At 63.5% G+C, this 18,602-nt stretch carries 18 protein-coding genes; 12 read left to right on the forward strand and 6 right to left on the reverse strand.

Annotation, left to right across the window (positions count from 1 at the left end; genetic code table 11):
* Positions 1–227 precede the first annotated feature (227 nt).
* The gene (gene tyrS, locus NH396_RS09605) at positions 228–1,436 is read right to left on the reverse strand and encodes a tyrosine--tRNA ligase (protein ID WP_253063208.1); all 1,209 of its coding nucleotides are present in this window, start codon (positions 1,434–1,436) and stop codon (positions 228–230) included.
* A gap of 155 nt (positions 1,437–1,591) precedes the next feature.
* Here tyrS and NH396_RS09610 point away from each other — a divergent pair, with 155 nt between their 5' ends.
* Positions 1,592–2,740 carry an anhydro-N-acetylmuramic acid kinase gene (locus NH396_RS09610; RefSeq protein ID WP_253063210.1) on the forward strand — a complete coding sequence of 383 codons (1,149 nt, stop codon included), beginning with the start codon at positions 1,592–1,594 and terminating at the stop codon, positions 2,738–2,740.
* Positions 2,741–2,847: 107 nt separating this feature from the next.
* Here the strand turns inward: NH396_RS09610 and NH396_RS09615 are convergent, their stop codons facing one another.
* Positions 2,848–4,002: a PilT/PilU family type 4a pilus ATPase gene (locus tag NH396_RS09615; RefSeq protein ID WP_253063212.1), complete on the reverse strand. Its 1,155-nt coding sequence runs from the start codon at positions 4,000–4,002 to the stop codon at positions 2,848–2,850.
* A gap of 139 nt (positions 4,003–4,141) precedes the next feature.
* Entirely contained in the window at positions 4,142–5,173 is a 1,032-nt protein-coding gene (locus tag NH396_RS09620) for a PilT/PilU family type 4a pilus ATPase (RefSeq protein WP_176675948.1), read from the reverse strand.
* A 195-nt stretch (positions 5,174–5,368) separates the two neighbouring features.
* Between NH396_RS09620 and NH396_RS09625 the strand changes: the two genes are divergently transcribed.
* From NH396_RS09625 to NH396_RS09650, 6 genes are all read left to right on the forward strand, one after another.
* Positions 5,369–6,121: a YggS family pyridoxal phosphate-dependent enzyme gene (locus tag NH396_RS09625; protein ID WP_253063214.1), complete on the forward strand. Its 753-nt coding sequence runs from the start codon at positions 5,369–5,371 to the stop codon at positions 6,119–6,121.
* A gap of 88 nt (positions 6,122–6,209) precedes the next feature.
* A complete protein-coding gene (gene proC / locus NH396_RS09630; RefSeq protein ID WP_253063216.1) occupies positions 6,210–7,052 on the forward strand; it encodes a pyrroline-5-carboxylate reductase in 843 nt (280 codons plus the stop codon).
* A gap of 149 nt (positions 7,053–7,201) precedes the next feature.
* Positions 7,202–7,783, forward strand: a complete 582-nt coding sequence (locus tag NH396_RS09635) for a YggT family protein (protein ID WP_253063218.1) — start codon at positions 7,202–7,204, stop codon at positions 7,781–7,783.
* A gap of 266 nt (positions 7,784–8,049) precedes the next feature.
* Positions 8,050–9,243 carry a homoserine O-acetyltransferase gene (locus NH396_RS09640; RefSeq protein ID WP_253063220.1) on the forward strand — a complete coding sequence of 398 codons (1,194 nt, stop codon included), beginning with the start codon at positions 8,050–8,052 and terminating at the stop codon, positions 9,241–9,243.
* A complete protein-coding gene (metW, locus tag NH396_RS09645) occupies positions 9,236–9,850 on the forward strand; it encodes a methionine biosynthesis protein MetW (RefSeq protein ID WP_153635072.1) in 615 nt (204 codons plus the stop codon). Before NH396_RS09640 ends, metW begins: the two co-directional genes overlap by 8 nt.
* Positions 9,851–10,099: 249 nt before the next feature.
* Positions 10,100–10,603, forward strand: a complete 504-nt coding sequence (locus tag NH396_RS09650) for a hotdog domain-containing protein (RefSeq protein ID WP_176675943.1) — start codon at positions 10,100–10,102, stop codon at positions 10,601–10,603.
* A gap of 128 nt (positions 10,604–10,731) precedes the next feature.
* On the opposite strand, the gene NH396_RS09655 is transcribed toward NH396_RS09650, so the two are convergent.
* Positions 10,732–11,814: a ChaN family lipoprotein gene (locus NH396_RS09655; protein ID WP_253063222.1), complete on the reverse strand. Its 1,083-nt coding sequence runs from the start codon at positions 11,812–11,814 to the stop codon at positions 10,732–10,734.
* A 185-nt stretch (positions 11,815–11,999) separates the two neighbouring features.
* On the opposite strand from NH396_RS09655, the gene NH396_RS09660 reads away from it, so the two are divergent.
* On the forward strand, positions 12,000–12,332 hold the full coding sequence (locus tag NH396_RS09660; protein ID WP_253063239.1) for a Rieske 2Fe-2S domain-containing protein: 333 nt from the start codon (positions 12,000–12,002) through the stop codon (positions 12,330–12,332).
* A 49-nt stretch (positions 12,333–12,381) separates the two neighbouring features.
* Here NH396_RS09660 and sfsA read toward each other — a convergent pair whose 3' ends face one another.
* On the reverse strand, positions 12,382–13,224 hold the full coding sequence (gene sfsA / locus NH396_RS09665; protein WP_253063591.1) for a DNA/RNA nuclease SfsA: 843 nt from the start codon (positions 13,222–13,224) through the stop codon (positions 12,382–12,384).
* Complete coding sequence (locus NH396_RS09670; protein ID WP_253063241.1) at positions 13,224–14,408, reverse strand: aminotransferase class I/II-fold pyridoxal phosphate-dependent enzyme; 1,185 nt, start codon at positions 14,406–14,408, stop codon at positions 13,224–13,226. Before NH396_RS09670 ends, sfsA begins: the two co-directional genes overlap by 1 nt.
* A gap of 274 nt (positions 14,409–14,682) precedes the next feature.
* On the opposite strand from NH396_RS09670, the gene dksA reads away from it, so the two are divergent.
* The 4 genes from dksA (at position 14,683) to NH396_RS09690 (ending at position 18,536) form a co-directional block, all read left to right on the forward strand.
* Positions 14,683–15,120: an RNA polymerase-binding protein DksA gene (dksA, locus tag NH396_RS09675; RefSeq protein ID WP_175089052.1), complete on the forward strand. Its 438-nt coding sequence runs from the start codon at positions 14,683–14,685 to the stop codon at positions 15,118–15,120.
* A 134-nt stretch (positions 15,121–15,254) separates the two neighbouring features.
* Positions 15,255–16,190, forward strand: a complete 936-nt coding sequence (gene gluQRS / locus NH396_RS09680) for a tRNA glutamyl-Q(34) synthetase GluQRS (RefSeq protein WP_253063243.1) — start codon at positions 15,255–15,257, stop codon at positions 16,188–16,190.
* 142 nt (positions 16,191–16,332) lie between these two features.
* The gene (locus NH396_RS09685; RefSeq protein ID WP_253063245.1) at positions 16,333–17,919 is read left to right on the forward strand and encodes a sigma-54 dependent transcriptional regulator; all 1,587 of its coding nucleotides are present in this window, start codon (positions 16,333–16,335) and stop codon (positions 17,917–17,919) included.
* Positions 17,920–18,242: 323 nt separating this feature from the next.
* Positions 18,243–18,536, forward strand: coding sequence for a hypothetical protein (locus NH396_RS09690; RefSeq protein WP_253063247.1), 294 nt, complete (start codon positions 18,243–18,245; stop codon positions 18,534–18,536).
* Positions 18,537–18,602: the final 66 nt, after the last annotated feature.

Here is an 18,602-nt window from a genome sequence, read left to right on the forward strand (position 1 = left end):
CAAAACAATCACCTGCAAACCTCTTTCACCGCTGGTAACGCCATGCGTCCCCGGCAGCGGATGCGTACTTTACGCACGAACCGTCGTGAGGGCAAGGGCTTTCTTGAAAGAATCTCGCCACGATGATGCCAGGAGTTCAGAACGCGCTCGGCCCCACCATGTCTGGTGAGGCCGAGCGGGAGGTGACTTACGACAGCGACTTCTCAGTATCAGTACATCTGAGTACCTCAGCGCGTCACGGTCACTCGTGCGTAGCGCTTCTTGCCCGCCTGGATGACGATGGCAGTATCGAAAGGTGCCATATAGGAAGGCTCGACCACTTCGCCATCCACTTTCACGCGGCCATTCTTGAGCATGTCCTTGGCCTGGGCACTGTTGTTGGCCAGACCCGCACGATTGATGACCGCCGCGATCGGCGCCACCTCGGCGCCCTCCAGGCTGACGGTGACATCCGGCATGTCCGCCGGCAACTCGCCGTCGGCCAGCTGATTGCCGCTGGAAAGGTGCGCCGTCACCGCCGCTTCTTCATCGTGGAAACGTGCCACCAGCTCGCGCGCCAGCTCCATCTTGATATCACGCGGGTTGGCACCGTCGTCGATGCTGGCCATCAGCGCCTTCACTTCATCGAGGGGACGCAGCGACAGCAGCTCGAAGTAACGCCACATCAGCGAATCCGGCATGGAGACGATCTTGTTGAACATCTCGCCGGGTCGGTCGTTGATGCCGATGTAGTTGCCCAGCGACTTGGACATCTTCTGCACGCCATCCAGGCCCTCGAGGATCGGCATGGTGATCACCACCTGCGGCTCCTGGCCACGCTGGCGCTGAAGCTCACGTCCCATCAGCAGATTGAACTTCTGATCGGTGCCGCCAAGCTCGATATCCGCTTCCAGCGCCACGGAGTCATACCCCTGGATCAGCGGGTAGAGGAACTCGTGGATGGAGATCGGCTGATTGCCGCTATAGCGCTTGTCGAAATCGTCACGCTCGAGCATGCGAGCGACCGTGCTGGAGGCCGCCAGCTCGATCATGTCAGCCGCGGAGAGCTTGCTGATCCATTCGGAGTTGAAGGCGATGCGCGTCTTCTTCTTGTCGAGAATCTTGAAGACCTGCTCCTGATACGTCAGGGCGTTGGCCTTCACATCCTCTTCGGTCAGCGGCTTGCGCGTCACGCTCTTGCCGGTGGGATCGCCGATGCGGCCGGTGAAATCACCGATCAGGAAGATGATCTCGTGACCGAGGTCCTGCAGCTGGCGCAGCTTGTTGATCAGCACCGTATGACCGAGGTGCAGGTCCGGCGCCGTCGGATCAAAGCCTGCCTTGATCTTGAGCTTGCGCCCGGACTCGAGCTTCTTGATCAGCTCTTCCTCGACCAGCACCTCATCGGTACCGCGCTTGATGATCTCCAGCGCTTCCACTACTGACTTGTCGCTCATCCTGCCCTCTCTGACCGTTGCTGCTCCCCTCGTAACGGGGCATGTTGGCCGAGAATGTTAGCATGACGAGCATGGCATGCACCCCCTGCCGCAGAGCGGCGTGCTCACGAGCTTCCCACTCCCTGTTGCACGCCCCCAATGATCGGGAGATCCCAATGGCGCTTTACCTCGGCCTGATGACCGGCACCAGCCTGGACGGACTCGATATCGCCTTGCTCGATATCGCACCCTCCTCGCCAGACCACGAACGGATTCGCTTCATTGATGGGCTCGACCTGCCGCTGCCCGAGACACTGCGAACTCGCCTCTGGCAGCTGATGCATTGCGATGAGGCATGCTTCGCGGATCTCGCCGCCGCCGAAAAGGCGTTGGCTGAACTGGCCGCCAGCGCGGTGACGCGCTTGCTGACCCGCCAGCAGCTGAGTGCAGAGGATGTCGCGGCGATTGGCAGCCATGGCCAAACCATCGAGCATCGCCCCTACGGCTTCAGCGATCAGCCATGCCACACGCCCTACACCCTGCAGCTCGACAACCCCAGCCTGCTGGCCGAGCTGTGCGGCATCCCTGTCGTTGCTGACTTCCGGCGCCGCGATCTGGCCGCCGGCGGTCAGGCGGCCCCGCTGGCGCCCGCCTTCCACGCTGCTCTTTTCAGTCAGCCAGACCAATGGCATGGGCTGCTCAACCTGGGCGGCATCGCCAATCTGACACTACTCCCCCCTCAGGGCTCCACAGCTGACGTCATCGGCTTCGACACCGGCCCCGCCAACTGCCTGCTGGATGCCTGGCATTCACGTCATCGTGGTACCACAGTGGATCAGGACGGTCAGTGGGCCGCCAGCGGCAAGGTAATCCCTGACTTGCTCGAGAGATTGCTGTCGGCCGATTACTTCCGCCGACCACTTCCCAAGAGCACCGGCCGCGAAGATTTCCATCTCGACTGGTTGGCACAGCACCTGACCGGCGACGAGTCACCGGCCGACGTGCAGGCCACGCTCCTGAGTCTGACCGTCGAAAGCATCGTGCGGGCATTGGAGCAGACCGGCGTATCACTGGCCGCGCTGACTCCCTGCGGTGGCGGGGCACGCAATGGCGCCCTGCTCACTCAGCTGGAGCAGCGCCTGGCGCAAGGCGAGCAAGCGACGCCCCTTGTGCCCTGCGCTGACATGGGCTGGAACGCAGACCTGCTCGAAGCCAGCGCATTCGCCTGGCTCGCGGCGCGCAGAGTCCTGGAGCGCCCCGGCAACCTGCCCAGCGTGACCGGCGCGAGCGGCCCGAGAGTGCTGGGCGGCCTCTACGCTCGCTGACCCTCATCGGATACGAAAAAGCCGCCCTTCTCGTGATGAGGAGGGCGGCTTTTGATTGGGACAATCACCATGCTGACATCACCGACAGCTGGCATGACCGACACGCCTCAGTCGTCATCCCCTTGCAGCGAGAAGCGACTGGCGGCACTCATGACATCCTGCTGGGCTTCCTGGGCACTATCGGAATCACCGAACTTGATCATCAGGCGCAGGTCATTGGCGGAATCGGCATGCGCCAATGCCACTTCCTCGGTGATCAAGCCCTGCTGATGCAAGGCGTAAAGCGATTGGTCGAAGGTCATCATGCCCTGCTGCTGCGAGCGCTTCATGACGTCCTTGATCTCGACCACCGCGCCCTTGCGGATCAGGTCGACGATCAGCGGCGAACGCAGCATCACCTCAATGGCCGGCACGCGCTGGGTGGTATTGCCACTCCTGTGAGGCAACAGCTGCTGGGCCACGATGCCCTTGAGGTTCAGCGACAGATCCATCCATACCTGCTCATGACGCTCCTCCGGGAAGAAGTGGATGATGCGGTCCAGGGCCTGGTTGGCATTGTTGGCATGCAACGTCGCAAGACACAGGTGGCCTGTCTCGGCGAAGGTCAGCGCGTGCTCCATGGTCTCACGCGAGCGGATCTCGCCGATCATGATCACGTCCGGCGCCTGACGCAGCGTATTGCGCAGTGCCACCTCGAAGGACTCGGTATCGATTCCCACTTCACGCTGCGTCACGATGGAACGCTGATGAGGGTGGATGTACTCGATCGGGTCCTCGATGCAGATGATGTGCCCGCTGGAGGTCTGATTGCGATGCTGGATCATTGCCGCCAGTGAGGTCGACTTGCCGGCGCCGGTGCCCCCGACGAAGATCACCAGCCCCCGCTTGGTCTCCGAGAGTCCCTTGATGATTTCCGGCAGCCGCAACTCTTCCAGGCTGGGAATCGACAGCTGGATGCGGCGAATCACCATGCCCATCTGGCTGCGCTGGTAGAAGGCGCTGATCCTGAAGCGCCCGACACCCGGCAAGCTGTATGCGAAGTTGGCCTCGCGCTCTTCCTCGAAGCGCTCCCGCTGCATGTCACTCATCGGCGCGAGCACCAGCTCCCTGACCTGATCGACACTCAGTTTCCTGTCGCCCAGCGCCACCATGCGGCCATTGACCTTCATCTGCGGCGGTGTGCCGGTGGAGATGAACAGATCCGAGCTGCCCTTGCTGACCATCAACTGCAGAAGTTCATGCAGCCATTCATGAGGAGTCATGAGTTGTATCCCGATATGCGCCTTGAGAGTCGCGCCCAAGGCCTCGCGCTGAAATGCCGTCCCATGAACCTGAAAAGTTGACGTGTTCCGGCCCCTGCCCCACCTACCTGCAACGTGATTGTCGGCCCTCCTGGCGAATTCAGCTCAACAAGCCCTTGGCTTTCGCCTGAGCATCTTCATTGGTCACCAGCCCTTCCGCCAACAGACGCGTCAGCGCTGCATCCAATGTCTGCATGCCCAGGGCACCACCGGTCTGGATGGAGGAGTACATCTGCGCCACCTTGTCCTCGCGGATCAGGTTACGAATCGCAGGCGTCGCGATCATGATCTCGTGAGCCGCCACCCGGCCACCGCCAATCTTCTTGAGCAGTGTCTGGGCGATGACACCCTGCAGGGACTCGGACAGCATCGAGCGCACCATTGCCTTCTCCTCGCCGGGGAAGACGTCAATGATACGGTCGACAGTCTTGGTCGCAGAGGTAGTGTGCAGGGTGCCGAATACCAGGTGACCCGTCTCGGCCGCGGTCAGTGCCAGACGGATGGTCTCGAGATCTCGCAGCTCCCCGACCAGAATGACATCCGGGTCTTCACGCAGTGCCGAACGCAGCGCGGGCGCGAAGCCGTGGGTATCACGATGCACTTCACGCTGGTTGACCAGACACCGCTTGGACTGGTGCACGAATTCCACCGGGTCCTCGATGGTGAGAATGTGGTCGTACTTGTTCTCATTGATGTAATCGATCATCGCCGCCAGCGTGGTGGATTTACCGGAACCGGTCGGCCCAGTGACAAGAATCAGGCCGCGCGGCAGCATGCACATCTTGCGGAAGGCTTCACCGAGCCCCAGATCCTCCATCGTCAGCACTTCCGAGGGGATGGTACGGAAGACGGCCCCCGCGCCGCGCCCCTGATGGAAGGCGTTGACACGGAAACGCGAGACCCCCGGCACCTCGAAGGAGAAATCGGTCTCGAGGAATTCCTCGAAGTCACGGCGCTGCTTGTCGTTCATGATCTCGTAGATCAGCGCGCGCACCTGCTTGTCATCCATTGACGGCACATTGATGCGCCGCACATCACCGTCGACACGAATCATCGGTGGCAAACCTGCGGACAGGTGAAGATCCGACGCGTTCTGTTTTGCCGAAAAAGCCAGCAGTTCGGTAATATCCATGCAGTTCCCTCGCGAAGACCGAAGCTCTTGTACCAACGAGTCTTGTGTACTCTGGTGAAAGTGTGAAGTGGCTCTTCAGTAGATAGTGCGATGGGCACCATGTCACCAGGCCTGTCACGCTCATGCCATTGATGACATGCCTGACACCGTGCCAGCCATCGCCAGGTTGTTCCGCAAATTCTGGAGCCGAGCCGCATGACCGCAGTCCCCGACGACGAAGCTTGTGTTACCCAGTGTATCCTAGAGGCCCGTGCGCGGCTGGAAAAGGCATTGCAGGCAAGTAAACGCAACGCTGATTCGGCGCAAGTGCTGGCCGTCAGCAAGACCAAACCCGCCACGCTGATGCGCGCAGCCTGGCAATCCGGCCAGCGGGCCTTCGGCGAGAACTATCTGCAGGAAGCGCTGGACAAGCAGCAGGCGCTGTCGGACCTCACCGATATCGAATGGCATTTCATCGGTCCCATCCAGTCCAACAAGACGCGCGCCATCGCTGAGCACTTCGCCTGGGTGCATACCGTGGAACGCGAGAAGATCGCACGCCGCCTGAGCGAGCAGCGCCCCCGTGAGCTTGGCGCGCTCGATGTCTGCCTGCAGGTCAATATCTCCGGCGAAGCCTCCAAGGCTGGAGTGGCACCCCAGGAACTGCTGGCGCTGGCCGAGACTGTGATCGCACTGCCCGGGCTGCGCCTGCGCGGCCTGATGGCGATTCCGGCCCCCTGCGCCGCCGGTGCCAGTGAGGCTGAGCGCCGCGCGCCCTTCCGCCAGCTGCGCGAACTACTGGAGCGACTGCAGACGCGCTTCCCCGCCGCCAGCTACCCGCAGGCCCGGCTCGATACTCTCTCAATGGGCATGAGCGCGGACCTTGAGGCCGCCGTCGCCGAAGGCGCGACACTGGTACGCCTCGGCACTGCCATCTTCGGCGCACGTGACTATTCCCAGGTCCATTGAGCCCAACGCTCGCTGAGGAAAATCCAACACTCACGCAAGGCTCTCGAGCTTGCCGCCAGCCCTCCCACTGAATGATCAGGAGCACCGCATGACGCACCAGAGCACCGCTACACCGCGCACTATCGCGTTCATCGGCGCCGGCAACATGGCCAGCGCCATCTTCGGCGGCATGGTCGATTCCGGCTATCCCGCAGACCGTATCATCGCCACGGCTCGCTCGCGCGAGACACTCGATGCCCTCGAGCAGCGCTACGGCGTAAGCACGACCCAGGACAACGCCTACGCCGTCTCGCAAGCCGATGTGGTGGTGCTGGGCGTCAAGCCGCAGATGATGCATGACGTCTGCCAGGCGCTGACCCCTGCGGTGCAGAACCGCAAGCCGCTGATCGTCTCGGTCGCGGCCGGCATCACCTGCGACAGCCTCGAACGCTGGCTGGGTGGCGACCTCGCCATCATCCGCTGCATGCCCAACACGCCGTCGCTGGTCGGTATCGGTGCCAGCGGCCTCTATGCCACCGCCCAGGTGACGGAGGAGCAACGCGGCTTGATGGATGAGATGCTGACCGCAGTCGGTATCGTCGAGTGGGTCGAGGAAGAAGGTCTGCTGGAAGCCGTCACCGGCATTTCCGGCTCCGGCCCGGCCTATTTCTTCCTGTTCATCGAGTCGCTTGAAGCGGCAGGCATCGAGCTGGGGCTGAACGCCAAGACCGCGCGCCGCCTGGCGATCCAGACCGCTCGCGGTGCCGCCGAGATGGCCTTCTCCAGCGAGCATGAGCCCGCCGAGCTACGCCGTCGCGTGTGCTCGCCGAATGGCACCACGGAGCGCGCCATCAACAGCTTCGAGGAGGATGGGCTGCGCGATATCGTCGAGCGCGCCGCCAAGGCCTCCAGCGTGCGCGCCGCCGAGCTTGCCCGCGAGCTGGATCGCTGACAGCCTCTGCTCCACTGACAACTCCTGCAGGCCGCTGGCAGCCCGGGCCACAACAGGCCATCATGCGCTGTTCATCTGTTGTTGGCATGCTAGCAGCATGACGCGTGCACTATCGCGCGCCCACTTCTCACCGTCTTAAGGAAAGCCCCATGGGTGCTATGGGTAATATCGGACTTCAGCTGGTCACCATCCTGCTGCAACTATTTGTCTACATCCTGATGCTGCGCTTCCTGCTGCAGCTATCCCGAGCGGACTTCTACAACCCGGTCACCCAGTCAGTGGTCAAGGCGACCAACCCGCTGGTGGCCCCGTTGCAGGGCATTCTGCGCCCGCTGGGTCGCTTCGACATCGCCACCCTGGCCGCCGCCTTCATCGTCGTCAGCCTGGTGCTGGTCGCGATCGGCGCCCTGTTCGGTGGCGGCATGCTGCCGGTCGGCTTCATCGCGCTGACGGCACTGGGCACCATTCTCGACAGCATCATCAACATCTACTTCTTCGCCCTGATCGCGATGATCATCCTGTCGTGGGTCGCTCCGCAGGCCAACCACCCGGGCGCCATCCTGGTCCACCAGCTGGTGGACCCGATCATGAAGCCGGTACGCAAGGTGATCCCGTCGATCGGCATGCTCGACCTGTCGCCGATCTTCGTGTTCATCGCGCTCAACCTGATCGGCAGCCTGATCAACCAGACATTGCCGTCATTGGGCATGCTGCGCAGCGTCTTCGGCTAAGCGCACCACCGGGACAGGGTGGCCACCACTCGCCCGGGGTGCACGACATCGACATCAGCGCCCGCCACGGACTCCCGTGGCGGGCGCTTTAGCATCACATGTCACTGGATCACGCGTGCGTACGCTGTGCTAGAGTGAGCCCTCGGCCGAAGCCAGAACCACGGTGCACGAGACGCCCACAAGGCGCATCACCGCGGTTTCGCGCCCTGGACACGGGCCCTGCCCCGAACACTCTGCTGGACATGATGCTGGAAACCTTCACCACGATGCCTGATTCCCTGCCCCCGGATTCGGTCGGTCTCGTCACGCCTCAGACTGCCCACTTCGATACCCCGCTGGAGCTGGCCTGCGGCAGACGCCTCGAGCAGTACTCGCTGGTCTACGAGACCTACGGCGAGCTGAACGCGGACGCCAGCAACGCCATCCTGATCTGTCACGCCCTCACCGGCCACCATCATGCGGCTGGCTATCACGCCATGAGCGACCGCAAGCCTGGCTGGTGGGACGACTACATCGGCCCCGGCAAGCCCATTGATACCTCGCGCTTCTTCGTGATCGCGCTGAACAACATCGGCGGCTGCCACGGCAGTACCGGCCCGACCTCGATCAACCCGGAAACGGGCGAGCAATGGGGGCCTGACTTCCCATTGGTGACCGTGCCGGACTGGGTCGAGAGCCAGAAGCGCCTCGCAGAGTCTCTCGGCATCACCCGCTTCGCGGCAGTGGTCGGTGGCTCGCTGGGTGGCATGCAGGCGCTGCAGTGGGTGATGGACCACCCTGATCGCGTCGGTCATGTCGCCATCATCGCCTGCACGCCGAAACTCTCGGCGCAGAACATCGCCTTCAATGAAGTCGCGCGTCAGGCGATTCGCTCTGACCCGGAATTCCATGACGGCTGGTACTCGCGTGTCGATGCCGTGCCCAAGCGTGGCCTCAAGCTGGCGCGCATGGTCGGTCATATCACCTATCTTTCCGAGCATTCGATGGGTACCAAGTTCGGGCGTGACCTGCGTCAGGACCGCCTCAACTTCGGTTACGACGTCGACTTCCAGGTCGAGAGCTATCTGCGCCACCAGGGCGATACCTTCTCCACCGCCTTCGATGCCAATACCTACCTGCTGATGACCAAGGCGCTCGACTACTTCGACCCTGCCGCCACGGCAGGCGATGACCTGTCCGCGGCCATGGCGCCGATCAGCTGCCCGGTACTGGTGGTCAGCTTCACCACCGACTGGCGCTTCGCGCCGTCACGCTCTCGCGAGCTGGTCAACGCCATGATCCATGCCGGCAAGTCGGTCAGCTACGCCAACATCGACTCGCCGCACGGCCATGATGCCTTCCTGCTGCCGGGCGAACGCTACCAGACGGTGCTGGGCAACTTCCTGACTCGCGCTTACGACCACGCCTGTGGCGCCAAAGCCACGCAAAAGCCGAGCACCAGGGAGACCAGCCATGCGTAACGACCTCGCCCAGATTCATGACTGGATTCCCGAAGGCGCGCGCGTGCTGGACCTCGCCTGCGGTGACGGCACCCTGCTGGCCTCCCTCAAGGAGACCAAGCAGGTCTTCGGCTATGGCTTGGAGATCGACCCCGACAACATCAGCGCCTGTGTCGCCCGTGGCGTGAACGTCATTGAGCAGAATGTCGATGACGGCCTGGCCAACTTCGCCGATGACACCTTCGATCGCGTGGTGATGTCCCAGGCATTGCAGGTACTGCGTCGCCCGGACCGTGCGCTGGAGGAGATGATGCGCGTCTCGCGTGAGGCCATCATCACCTTCCCCAACTTCGCCTACTGGCGTCACCGCCTGCACCTGGGCATGAAGGGCCGCATGCCGGTCTCCAAGTCGCTGCCTCACGCCTGGTACGACACGCCGAACATCCACCTGTCGACCTTCGCGGACTTCGAGCGCCTGTGTCGCGCCCAGGGTCTCAAGATCATCGACCGCGCGGTCGGCAACGGCGATCACGAGCCGCACCCGGCGGCGACCTGGTGGCCGAATCTGTTCGGGGAAGTGGCCATCTTCCGCGTCTGCCGCGACAACTGCCCGCCCGACCAGCGCTGAGTTCAGGCGCCCTACAGCAATCTCCTTGGACCAAGCGCCAGGCCCCGCAAGGAAACGGCCGACAGGACACTCCTGTCGGCCGTTTCGCGTCATGACGCCAGCAATTCTTCCGCGCCACGATAGCGCTGCGCTATCCGAGCCATGCACAGACAGTCGCAACTAAAGTCTATATACTTTCGGGGTAAACGCAGCTGAGGATCACGGCACGCACTTCCGGTGAGGTGCGCCGGCATCCCGAGGAGAGAGTGCATGAACTTCCATACCCGCAAGTGGGTCAAGCCCGAAGACCTCAACCCCAACGGCACCCTGTTCGGTGGACGTCTGCTGGCCTGGATCGATGAGGAAGCGGCCATCTACGCCATCGTCCAGCTGGGCACCTCGCGCGTGGTCACCAAGTTCATGTCGGAGATCAACTTCGTCTCCAGCGCGCGTCAGGGCGACATCATCGAACTGGGCATCACCGCCAGCGCCTTCGGTCGCACCTCGATCTCGCTGTGCGTCGAGATCCGCAACAAGATCACCCGCGAGCGCATTCTGACCATCGACCGCATCGTGCTGGTCAGTGTCGATGCCGACTTCAAGCCCGTGCCCCACGGCCGCACGCGCATCACCTATATCGAAGACCGCTTCCGTGAGCAGGCCGGCAGCAATGACAGTGGTGAGAACGCACGTGGCGACGCCCAGCATGACGAGACGCCGCAGAAGGCAGCGCGCCGTCGTGCTGACAGCGTACCGGATCTCAAGAACGCCTGATCGCGTCGCTCTTCAGGTCGCGTCACCCACGTCGCACCAACGAAAAAGGCACCTCCAAGAGGTGCCTTTTTTCATGCCGAGGATTCAGACGGCTCATGGATTGCAGAGGCCCGAGACCTGGCTGGCCTCTAGCTGACGGTCGCCTGCAGCGTTTCGCTCAGTCCTTCACAGGCGTCGACGACGGGCGCCGTCGCCGGCGTGAACCACACCAGATCATAGGCCGGCGCCGCACCGGCGCTTTCCGGCAGATAATCGGTGAGATGCGTCAGCGGCTGGCCCGCGTCATCCCAGGCGACCGGCATCAGCGCTACGGACAGCGTGCTGCCATCCAGCCAGCGCGGCACGCCGATATCGCGACGGGCATGGCCGGAGCCACACACCAGCAAGCTGGTGGCACCGTCGGCCGACAGGCCCTCAAGGCGTTCTGCCATCTGCTGATCCCGCGCCAACTGCGCACGCAGCATCGCGTCCAGGCGCTCTGCACCCAGCAGGCCGCAATGGCCTTCATCCAGTGCCTCACGCTGCAGGCGCAGGACCGCTTCCGGCAGTGCCAACGGCGACTGCCCCGGTGCCATGCTGGCCTCCAGCTGTGCCGCCGACAGGCTAGCAGACGCCAGTGGCGCACCACTGTCCAGCGCTCCGCGCAGCAGGGGGGCGTAGTCGGTGAAGGGCCAGCGCGCATTCCAGGCCAGCAACTGCTGGAGCTCATCATCCGGCAATCCCGCGACAGCAAGCGAGGTGCGATTGGCCAGCGACAAGGCGGCATCCTGGGTCGTATCCAGCATCTCCAGCGCCACACCACCCAACTGTCGCCGCACGGCCAGCGCATCGATCAACCAGCGTTCCAGCTGGTGATGATCCGGATTGTCGTGATGCTCGCCCAGCAGCACCATCGAGTGCGCCTGGCTCCAATCGACCAGCGCCGCTGGCGATAGACGACGATTGCCCTCCGCGACCAGAATGCTGCCCAGCAACGGGTGGGACGCCTCGGGATCATGCCAGGCCGGCAGCGGGGGCAACGGCCCGCTGGCCGGCAGAGCGGCCTGTACGAGCGGGCTGCCCAGTGCCGAGCCCAGCACGCTAAGCCCGCCCGCCGAAACGGCCATGCCGGCCAGCAACTGGCGACGGCTCACCCCGGCCGTGTGTTCAGGTGTCCCGGAGTCGTTGCTGGAGCGGAAGCTGGAAGTGATCGAGCGGCGAAATAGCGACATGAAGATGACTCGGCATGGAAGGAAGCGGCAAGACACGGTAAAAGACCACAAGAGAGCGTGCCAACGCTGCCATGATACCCGATGCGAGCCCCCTCATGTCCGAAAGGCCACCAACACTCCCCCAAGGGCCTTCATCCAGGCTGTGCTTGAGACTGCCGCTGCCATCACTGTCCGTCGGCCGCAGCATGCCATTGACACTCGATGATGGCCGCCCGGCCCTGCTGGTGATGCAGCCCGATGGCCCGCGCGCCTTCCTCGACTACTGCCCACACCAGGGCAGCCGAATGCTGACCGAGGACGAGACTGACGATCCCTACATGGACGCGACCGGCGGCTTGATACTCTGCCACCGCCATCAGGCCTGTTTCGAACCGCATCACGGCACTTGCATCAGCGGCCCCTGCCTCGGCCAACGCTTGACGGCGCTAGACGTTGAGCTGGTGCACAGCGAGGCCTCGCCAGCCCTGTTGCTGCTGTGGGAGGCCGCAGGCAGCGGTGGAGACACGAGGGAGAAATGAAGGAAAGAGACATGAGCGCTGACTGACAGGCTGAGCGCCAGCGACCTGATCAGCCAGTAAAGCGCACGTCATGCAGTGGCAGCGCGCGCGCAAGGCCCAGTCTTGCTCGCCACAGTGGCTGGCTCGCATCCGAGAAATACTCTTCGAGGGTGATCTGCATGCCCAGCGCCACTACCTCGACACCGGCGGCCTGCGCCCGGGCAAAGGCCTGCGCATAGGCCGGGTCGAGATGCGCCGCCGGTGCGACATCCTCGATCCCGTCATGGGCGACGCAGAACACCAGCACGCAACGGTGACCTGCTGCGACCAGCGCCGCGAGGCTGGCCAGATGACGCTGGGCACGCGTACTCACCGAGTCCGGGAAATAGCCGTGACCGTCAGCTTCGCGCAGTGTCAGTTGCTTGACCTCCAGATAGATCGAGGCCGCGCCCTCCTCCTTTGGCCACATCTGGAAATCGAGCCGTGAGCGCTCCGGCGTGTCATTTCCCGGCAGCAGGACCTCGACACGTGACTCGCGCTTGAGGCGCGCAAAGTCGGCGAGCCTCATGTCGTGCAGCGCGCTGACGCTGGCCTGCTGCAGTGCGGCCTCGACATGGGCATTGGCACGTCCGGTATGCACCGCCACCAAGGCCTCGCGCCGGCCGTCAGCGCCGGGTGGGGCCATGGGCAGGCGAATCAGCTCCCAGGTCCAGGCGAGCTTGCGCCTGGGATTGTCGGACGGTGACAGCCATACCTCACAACCTTCGACGCACACCGCGCGCATTGAGCCGGTATTCGGGCAATGCGCCGTCACCACCTCACCCGCCCGCTCACCCTCAAGCATCTCCACCTCGGCGAAGAAGCGCTTGTAGCGGCGGATCAGGCGACCACGATACAGCCCCTCAAGCACCATCAAGCCGACACTCCTGCCCGGGTGACACGCCGCTCAAGGAAACGCTCCATGCGGGCCAGGGCCTCGCACAGACGCGCCTCATCGGCGGTGAAGGCAATACGCACATGGCGACGTCCTTCGGCCAGCGCAAAGTCCGTACCCGGCGTGATGGCGACATCCTCTTCTTCCAGCAGTGCGCGGCAGAAGGCCTCGCTGTCATCAGTCAGATGCGAGACATCCAGCCAGACATAGAAGGCACCCTGCGGCGGTACCGACGGCGCCAGCCCCAGGCGCTCTAGCCCGGCCAGCAGCACGCCACGACGGGCTTCGAGTACCTGCCGACGACGCTCGAGCTCTGCTTCACATTCCGGCGTGAAGGCCGCCAGTGCCGCATGCTGGGCAGGTGTCGAGGCAGCCAGGAAGACATTCTGCGCCAGGCGTGACAATGGCTCGACCGCGGCTTCCGGCGCCACCAGCCAGCCCAGCCGCCAGCCCGTCATGCCGAAGTATTTCGAGAAGCTGTTGATGACGAAGGCATCCGGGCATTCCGCCAGTGCGGTGTGCGCAGGCACGCCATAGGTCAGCCCCTGATAGATCTCATCCACCAGCAGGTGGGCATCTCGCGACTGGCACAGCTCGCCCAGCGCCTTCAATTCCTCGGGCGACAGCACGTGTCCGGTGGGGTTGGAGGGCGATGCCACCATCACGGCCCGCGTGTTCTCGCGCCAGAAATCATCAGCAAGTTCGGCGGTCAGCTGCCAGTCACTCGCGGCACTGACGGGCACCACGTCCAGCTGGGCATCCACCAGGCCCATGAAGTGACGATTGCAGGGGTAGGTCGGGTCAGCCATCAATACGCTATCGCCACGCTCGGCGCACAACAGTGTGGCCAGCAGCAGGGCACCGGAGGCGCCGGGCGTGATGATGATACGGGAGGGGGAGACCGTGACGCCGTGACGGCGCTGATAGTCTGCTGCGATGGCCTCGCGCAGGGCCGGCAGGCCGCAGGCAGGGGTGTAGCGCGTCTGACCGGCCGCCAGTGCTGCCTGCCCGGCGGCGATCACCGGAGCGGGGGTCGGGAAGTCGGGCTCGCCCACTTCCAGATGGATGACGTCATGGCCCGCGGCCTCGCGCGCCTGGGCGGCTTCCAGCAGCGTCATCACGCGAAAGGCGGCAACGGATTCAAGACGGCGGGCAAACGACATGACAACACTCCTCAGGGTGGGAGCTTCATTCTAGGCGCCTGCCAAGGCCCATTCCCAGCCCCTTCGTGCAGGAAAATTGGTGTTTGCCGGCACGCACTTGACCATTGCCCGCTACAAACTATCGTCGGAGATCGGTTGCAAACTTGTCATTTTTACGCTAAATAAGCTGATCTTCTCGCGAGGGCAGCAGTCAGGACAGCCCCCTCGCCGTGGCCAAGGAGGCAGTGCAACAGACTGTCGACGGCCCAAGTCACTTGCGGAATGAGGCGGTCCCATGCCATTAGCTGAAACCAAGCCGGAAGCGCTTAAGAAATTCACCCCGTATGAGCCGGCAGCGGGTGAAGAGTACATGAACGAGAAGCAGCTAGCGCACTTCCGCCAGATCCTGATGGAGTGGAAACAGGAGCTGATGGAAGAGGTCGATCGCACCGTGCGTCACCTGCAGGAAGATGCCAACAATTACGCGGACCCTGCAGACCGTGCCACTCAGGAAGAAGGCTTCAGCCTCGAGCTGAGAACACGTGATCGCGAACGCAAGCTGCTGAAGAAGATCAACGAGACCATCGAGAACATCGATGAGGACGACTACGGCTTCTGCGAGTCCTGTGGCATCGAGATCGGTATTCGCCGTCTGGAAGCACGTCCGACCGCTACCCAGTGTGTCGACTGCAAGACACTGGCCGAGCTGAAAGAAAAGCAGCTGGGCCGCTAAGCCCTGCTGTCGATGAAGCGACGTCAGGCCGTCGCCCTCATCCCCCATACGGGCACCCTCCTCGGAGCGGTGCCCGTATGCGTTCAGGCCCTGCTGCCTGCGAATCCCCTACCACGAAGGATGACGGAGCCCACATGCCTACCGCCTACCGTGGCCGCTTTGCCCCCACCCCTTCCGGTCCGCTGCACGCGGGCTCACTTCTGGCTGCCGTCGCCAGCTATCTCGATGCCCGCCATCACGGCGGCGAGTGGCTGGTGCGTATCGAGGATATCGACCCACCGCGCTGCCCCGCCGGGAGCGCCGATACCATCCTGCGCCAGCTGGATGCCTTCGGTCTTCAGCGGGATGGTGAGCTCCGCTATCAGAGCCAGCGTCACGCCGCCTACGCCGATGCACTGGAACAACTGAAGGCCAGTGGCATCGCCTACCCGTGTGACTGCTCGCGCAAGCAGTGGCGCGAGCACACCATCTACCCCGGTTGGTGCCGTGAGCGGACCGAACCGCCCGAGGGCGAGCATGCCTGGCGGCTGGACGTGCGCGCGGCAGAGCGCTTCGGCGGCTCCCGGGCCATCGCTGGCTGGCAGGACCGCCTGCAGGGCGCGGTCCAGCTGGATCTTGTCACGCTAGGCGACGTGGTGCTCAAGCGACGTGATGGCCTGTGGGCCTATCAGCTGGCCGTGGTGGTGGATGATGCCGAGCAGGGCATCACCGATGTCGTGCGCGGGCTCGATCTGCTCGACAACAGCCCCTGGCAACGTCTGCTGCAGTCCGCGCTCGACCTGCCGATGCCACGCCTGACGCACCTGCCGCTGATCACGGCCGACAATGGCCAGAAGCTCTCCAAGCAGAACCTGGCGCCGGCCCTGCCGGAAGACGCCAGCGCGATTCGAACGCTGCTGCACCATACCCTGACACTGCTCGGTCAGGCGCCGCCGCCCGAACTGGCGACCGCCAGCCCCGCTGAGCAACTCGCCCACGCCACTCCTCGCTGGTCACTTGCGGCGGTCGGCACCGCGCCGTCACTCAGTGCAGCCACTGTTCCAATGACAAGGACTGATGAAGGCAGCTGAGGGCAGCCGAGACCAGATACGCCATACAGTCGGAACGCCTGACAACAGCCACGATTGTCGGATTGCCACCCCTGTGGGAACAGGACAGACTCGAGCGACAGCCATCCCCTCATGCACACCCTCAGGCGAGCGACATCACCCCATGGCCCGGATTCTGATCGTCGAAAAGGAAGGTGCTTCGCGCAACACGCTGCAGCATCTGCTGGAGCGCGAGGGTCACGACGTGGTGCAGGCCAGCGGCCTGGAGGATGCCCGTCTGCAGCACCCCGCCGACTTCGCGCTGGTGATCTGCGACAGCGAACTGGCCGGAGACCATGCCGTCCCGATCCTGCGTGCCAGCCGGCCAACTCCCGTGCTGCTGCTGGCCGACGACCCCAGCCTGCATGCCGCCATCGGCTGCCTGAAGGCGGGGGCAGCCGACTATCTTCCCAAGCCGTTTGACCAGCAGGCCTTCGCGCGCAGCGTGCGAGATGCGCTGTCTCTGCCACGCCTGGGGGCGCCGAGTGCTGCGCCGCCTCCGCCCCAGGCGCATGCTGGCACGACCAACAAGCCGGTGGAGATGATTGGTCATTGTCGCGCCATGCAACAGGTCTATACCCGCATTCGCAAGGTAGCGCCCGCCGATGTCACCGTGCTGGTACTGGGTGAGTCCGGCACCGGCAAGGAGCTGGTCGCGCGCGCCATTCACCGCCAGAGCGAACGCCATCAGGCGCCGCTGATCTGCGTCAACTGCGCCGCCATTCCCGAGACGTTGATCGAGTCCGAGTTGTTCGGCCATGAAAAAGGTGCCTTCACCGGCGCCACCAGCTCGCGCACAGGCCTGATCGAAGCCGCCGATGGCGGCACACTGTTTCTGGATGAGATCGGTGAACTGCCGCTGGATGCCCAGGCACGCCTGCTGCGGGTGCTGCAGGAGGGCGAGATTCGCCGCGTGGGGGCCATCGAGACCCGCTACGTGGACATTCGCCTCATCGCCGCGACCCACCGCAACCTGCATCAGCTCTCGGCCAGCGGTGAGTTCCGCCTCGACCTCTATTACCGCTTGAACGTGATGGAGATCGACCTGCCGCCCCTGCGTGAGCGTGGAGATGACGTGCTGGAACTGGCCGAGCATCTGCTGGCCGGCATCGCCCGCAAGCATGGACGCGATGGCATGCGACTCTCCCAGCGGGCGCGCCAGGAAATCCATCACTACGCCTGGCCCGGCAATGTCCGTGAGCTGGAAAACGCCCTCGAGCGGGGCGTCATTCTGGCGGAGCGTCGCATCATCGCCCCTGAGGACCTCGGCCTGCGCACGCCCTCAGGGCAGCCGCTTCAAGCAGCGCCCGCCGCCGCAACAGCCGACTCGGTGCCCTCCAGTGTTCAGGTGCCCAAGACAGCGAGCAAAGGAGCGGCGAAAGGTGCAGTGAAAGGCGCCGCCAGTGGCTCAAGTCCCGAAACGACTTCCGCGCCTGCCACAGGTCAGCCCGCGGCCGGCCAGCAGGGCACGGGCCTGCCATCGCCTGCGGCCCCTCCACGCAGCGGCCTCTCGGTGGTCGGCGATGCCGGTGAGGAGGAAGACCTCTCGCTGGAGGACTACTTCCAGCACTTCGTGCTCGAGCATCAGGACCACATGAGCGAAACCGAGCTCGCGCGCCGCCTCGGCATCAGTCGCAAGAACCTCTGGGAGCGGCGTCAGCGCCTGGGCATTCCACGCCGCAAGGGACGCCGCAGCTCTCCCGCAAACTGACGTCGGCGCACTGAAGCTGGCGCACTGAAGTCACTGCGCTGAAGTCACTGCACCATGCAGGTGCCCTCCCGGGCAGGCAACCCGCCTGCGGCGGCGCCTTGCCTGCCATAGATCCCCGCATCATCGAGGGCATCGCTAGACTTTAGTGTCGAAAGGCTCGCAAAAAAACCAGCTCAATCATTAGCTTGCAAGCCACTTCGTTAGACCTTCGCACCAATTGTTACCATCGACCCCAAATCATGACCCCATCCAGCGCACCAATGGCCACGTCAGGTAACACCTCGCGCTTCTCTACACCTCATGTCTCAGCGACCTATGTCTAAATGACTGAATTACTGGTTTTTTTTAAGCTGTGGCACATCCGATGCAACATCACGGTCAAGAAAAAGAACAACCGGAAATACGAAGCGCGCCCAACAACAACAAGAACGCGCAACGCTTCGAAAACCCTCGACATCAACAAGAACAATACCCGTCGAGCGCGTGACATTGATGATGAACCGCATGCCTCACTGCATGAGTGGTGGCAGGCAAGAGCCAAAACAAGAACAAACGGCCGCAGTTCATCATCCGCCGATCCAATAACAACAAGATATCGGCAGTCCGGAATCTACTGACCAGGACGCGACGAATCCGGCCTCGAGCACCAACAAGAACAACAGGCTCGACCCCGGATCACCCCC

The organism is Cobetia sp. Dlab-2-AX, from assembly GCF_024124625.1.
Taxonomy (GTDB): domain Bacteria; phylum Pseudomonadota; class Gammaproteobacteria; order Pseudomonadales; family Halomonadaceae; genus Cobetia.

Bases quoted from the DNA above. Each gene is read 5' to 3' on its own strand.
- tyrS (WP_253063208.1), bottom strand. From the start codon at position 1,436: ATGAGCGACAAGTCAGTAGTGGAAGCGCTGGAGATCATCAAGCGCGGT.
- NH396_RS09610 (WP_253063210.1), top strand. From the start codon at position 1,592: ATGGCGCTTTACCTCGGCCTGATGACCGGCACCAGCCTGGACGGACTC.
- NH396_RS09615 (WP_253063212.1), bottom strand. From the start codon at position 4,002: ATGACTCCTCATGAATGGCTGCATGAACTTCTGCAGTTGATGGTCAGC.
- NH396_RS09620 (WP_176675948.1), bottom strand. From the start codon at position 5,173: ATGGATATTACCGAACTGCTGGCTTTTTCGGCAAAACAGAACGCGTCG.
- NH396_RS09625 (WP_253063214.1), top strand. From the start codon at position 5,369: ATGACCGCAGTCCCCGACGACGAAGCTTGTGTTACCCAGTGTATCCTA.
- proC (WP_253063216.1), top strand. From the start codon at position 6,210: ATGACGCACCAGAGCACCGCTACACCGCGCACTATCGCGTTCATCGGC.
- NH396_RS09635 (WP_253063218.1), top strand. From the start codon at position 7,202: ATGGGTGCTATGGGTAATATCGGACTTCAGCTGGTCACCATCCTGCTG.
- NH396_RS09640 (WP_253063220.1), top strand. From the start codon at position 8,050: ATGCCTGATTCCCTGCCCCCGGATTCGGTCGGTCTCGTCACGCCTCAG.
- metW (WP_153635072.1), top strand. From the start codon at position 9,236: ATGCGTAACGACCTCGCCCAGATTCATGACTGGATTCCCGAAGGCGCG.
- NH396_RS09650 (WP_176675943.1), top strand. From the start codon at position 10,100: ATGAACTTCCATACCCGCAAGTGGGTCAAGCCCGAAGACCTCAACCCC.
- NH396_RS09655 (WP_253063222.1), bottom strand. From the start codon at position 11,814: ATGTCGCTATTTCGCCGCTCGATCACTTCCAGCTTCCGCTCCAGCAAC.
- NH396_RS09660 (WP_253063239.1), top strand. From the start codon at position 12,000: ATGCCATTGACACTCGATGATGGCCGCCCGGCCCTGCTGGTGATGCAG.
- sfsA (WP_253063591.1), bottom strand. From the start codon at position 13,224: ATGGTGCTTGAGGGGCTGTATCGTGGTCGCCTGATCCGCCGCTACAAG.
- NH396_RS09670 (WP_253063241.1), bottom strand. From the start codon at position 14,408: ATGTCGTTTGCCCGCCGTCTTGAATCCGTTGCCGCCTTTCGCGTGATG.
- dksA (WP_175089052.1), top strand. From the start codon at position 14,683: ATGCCATTAGCTGAAACCAAGCCGGAAGCGCTTAAGAAATTCACCCCG.
- gluQRS (WP_253063243.1), top strand. From the start codon at position 15,255: ATGCCTACCGCCTACCGTGGCCGCTTTGCCCCCACCCCTTCCGGTCCG.
- NH396_RS09685 (WP_253063245.1), top strand. From the start codon at position 16,333: ATGGCCCGGATTCTGATCGTCGAAAAGGAAGGTGCTTCGCGCAACACG.
- NH396_RS09690 (WP_253063247.1), top strand. From the start codon at position 18,243: ATGACTGAATTACTGGTTTTTTTTAAGCTGTGGCACATCCGATGCAAC.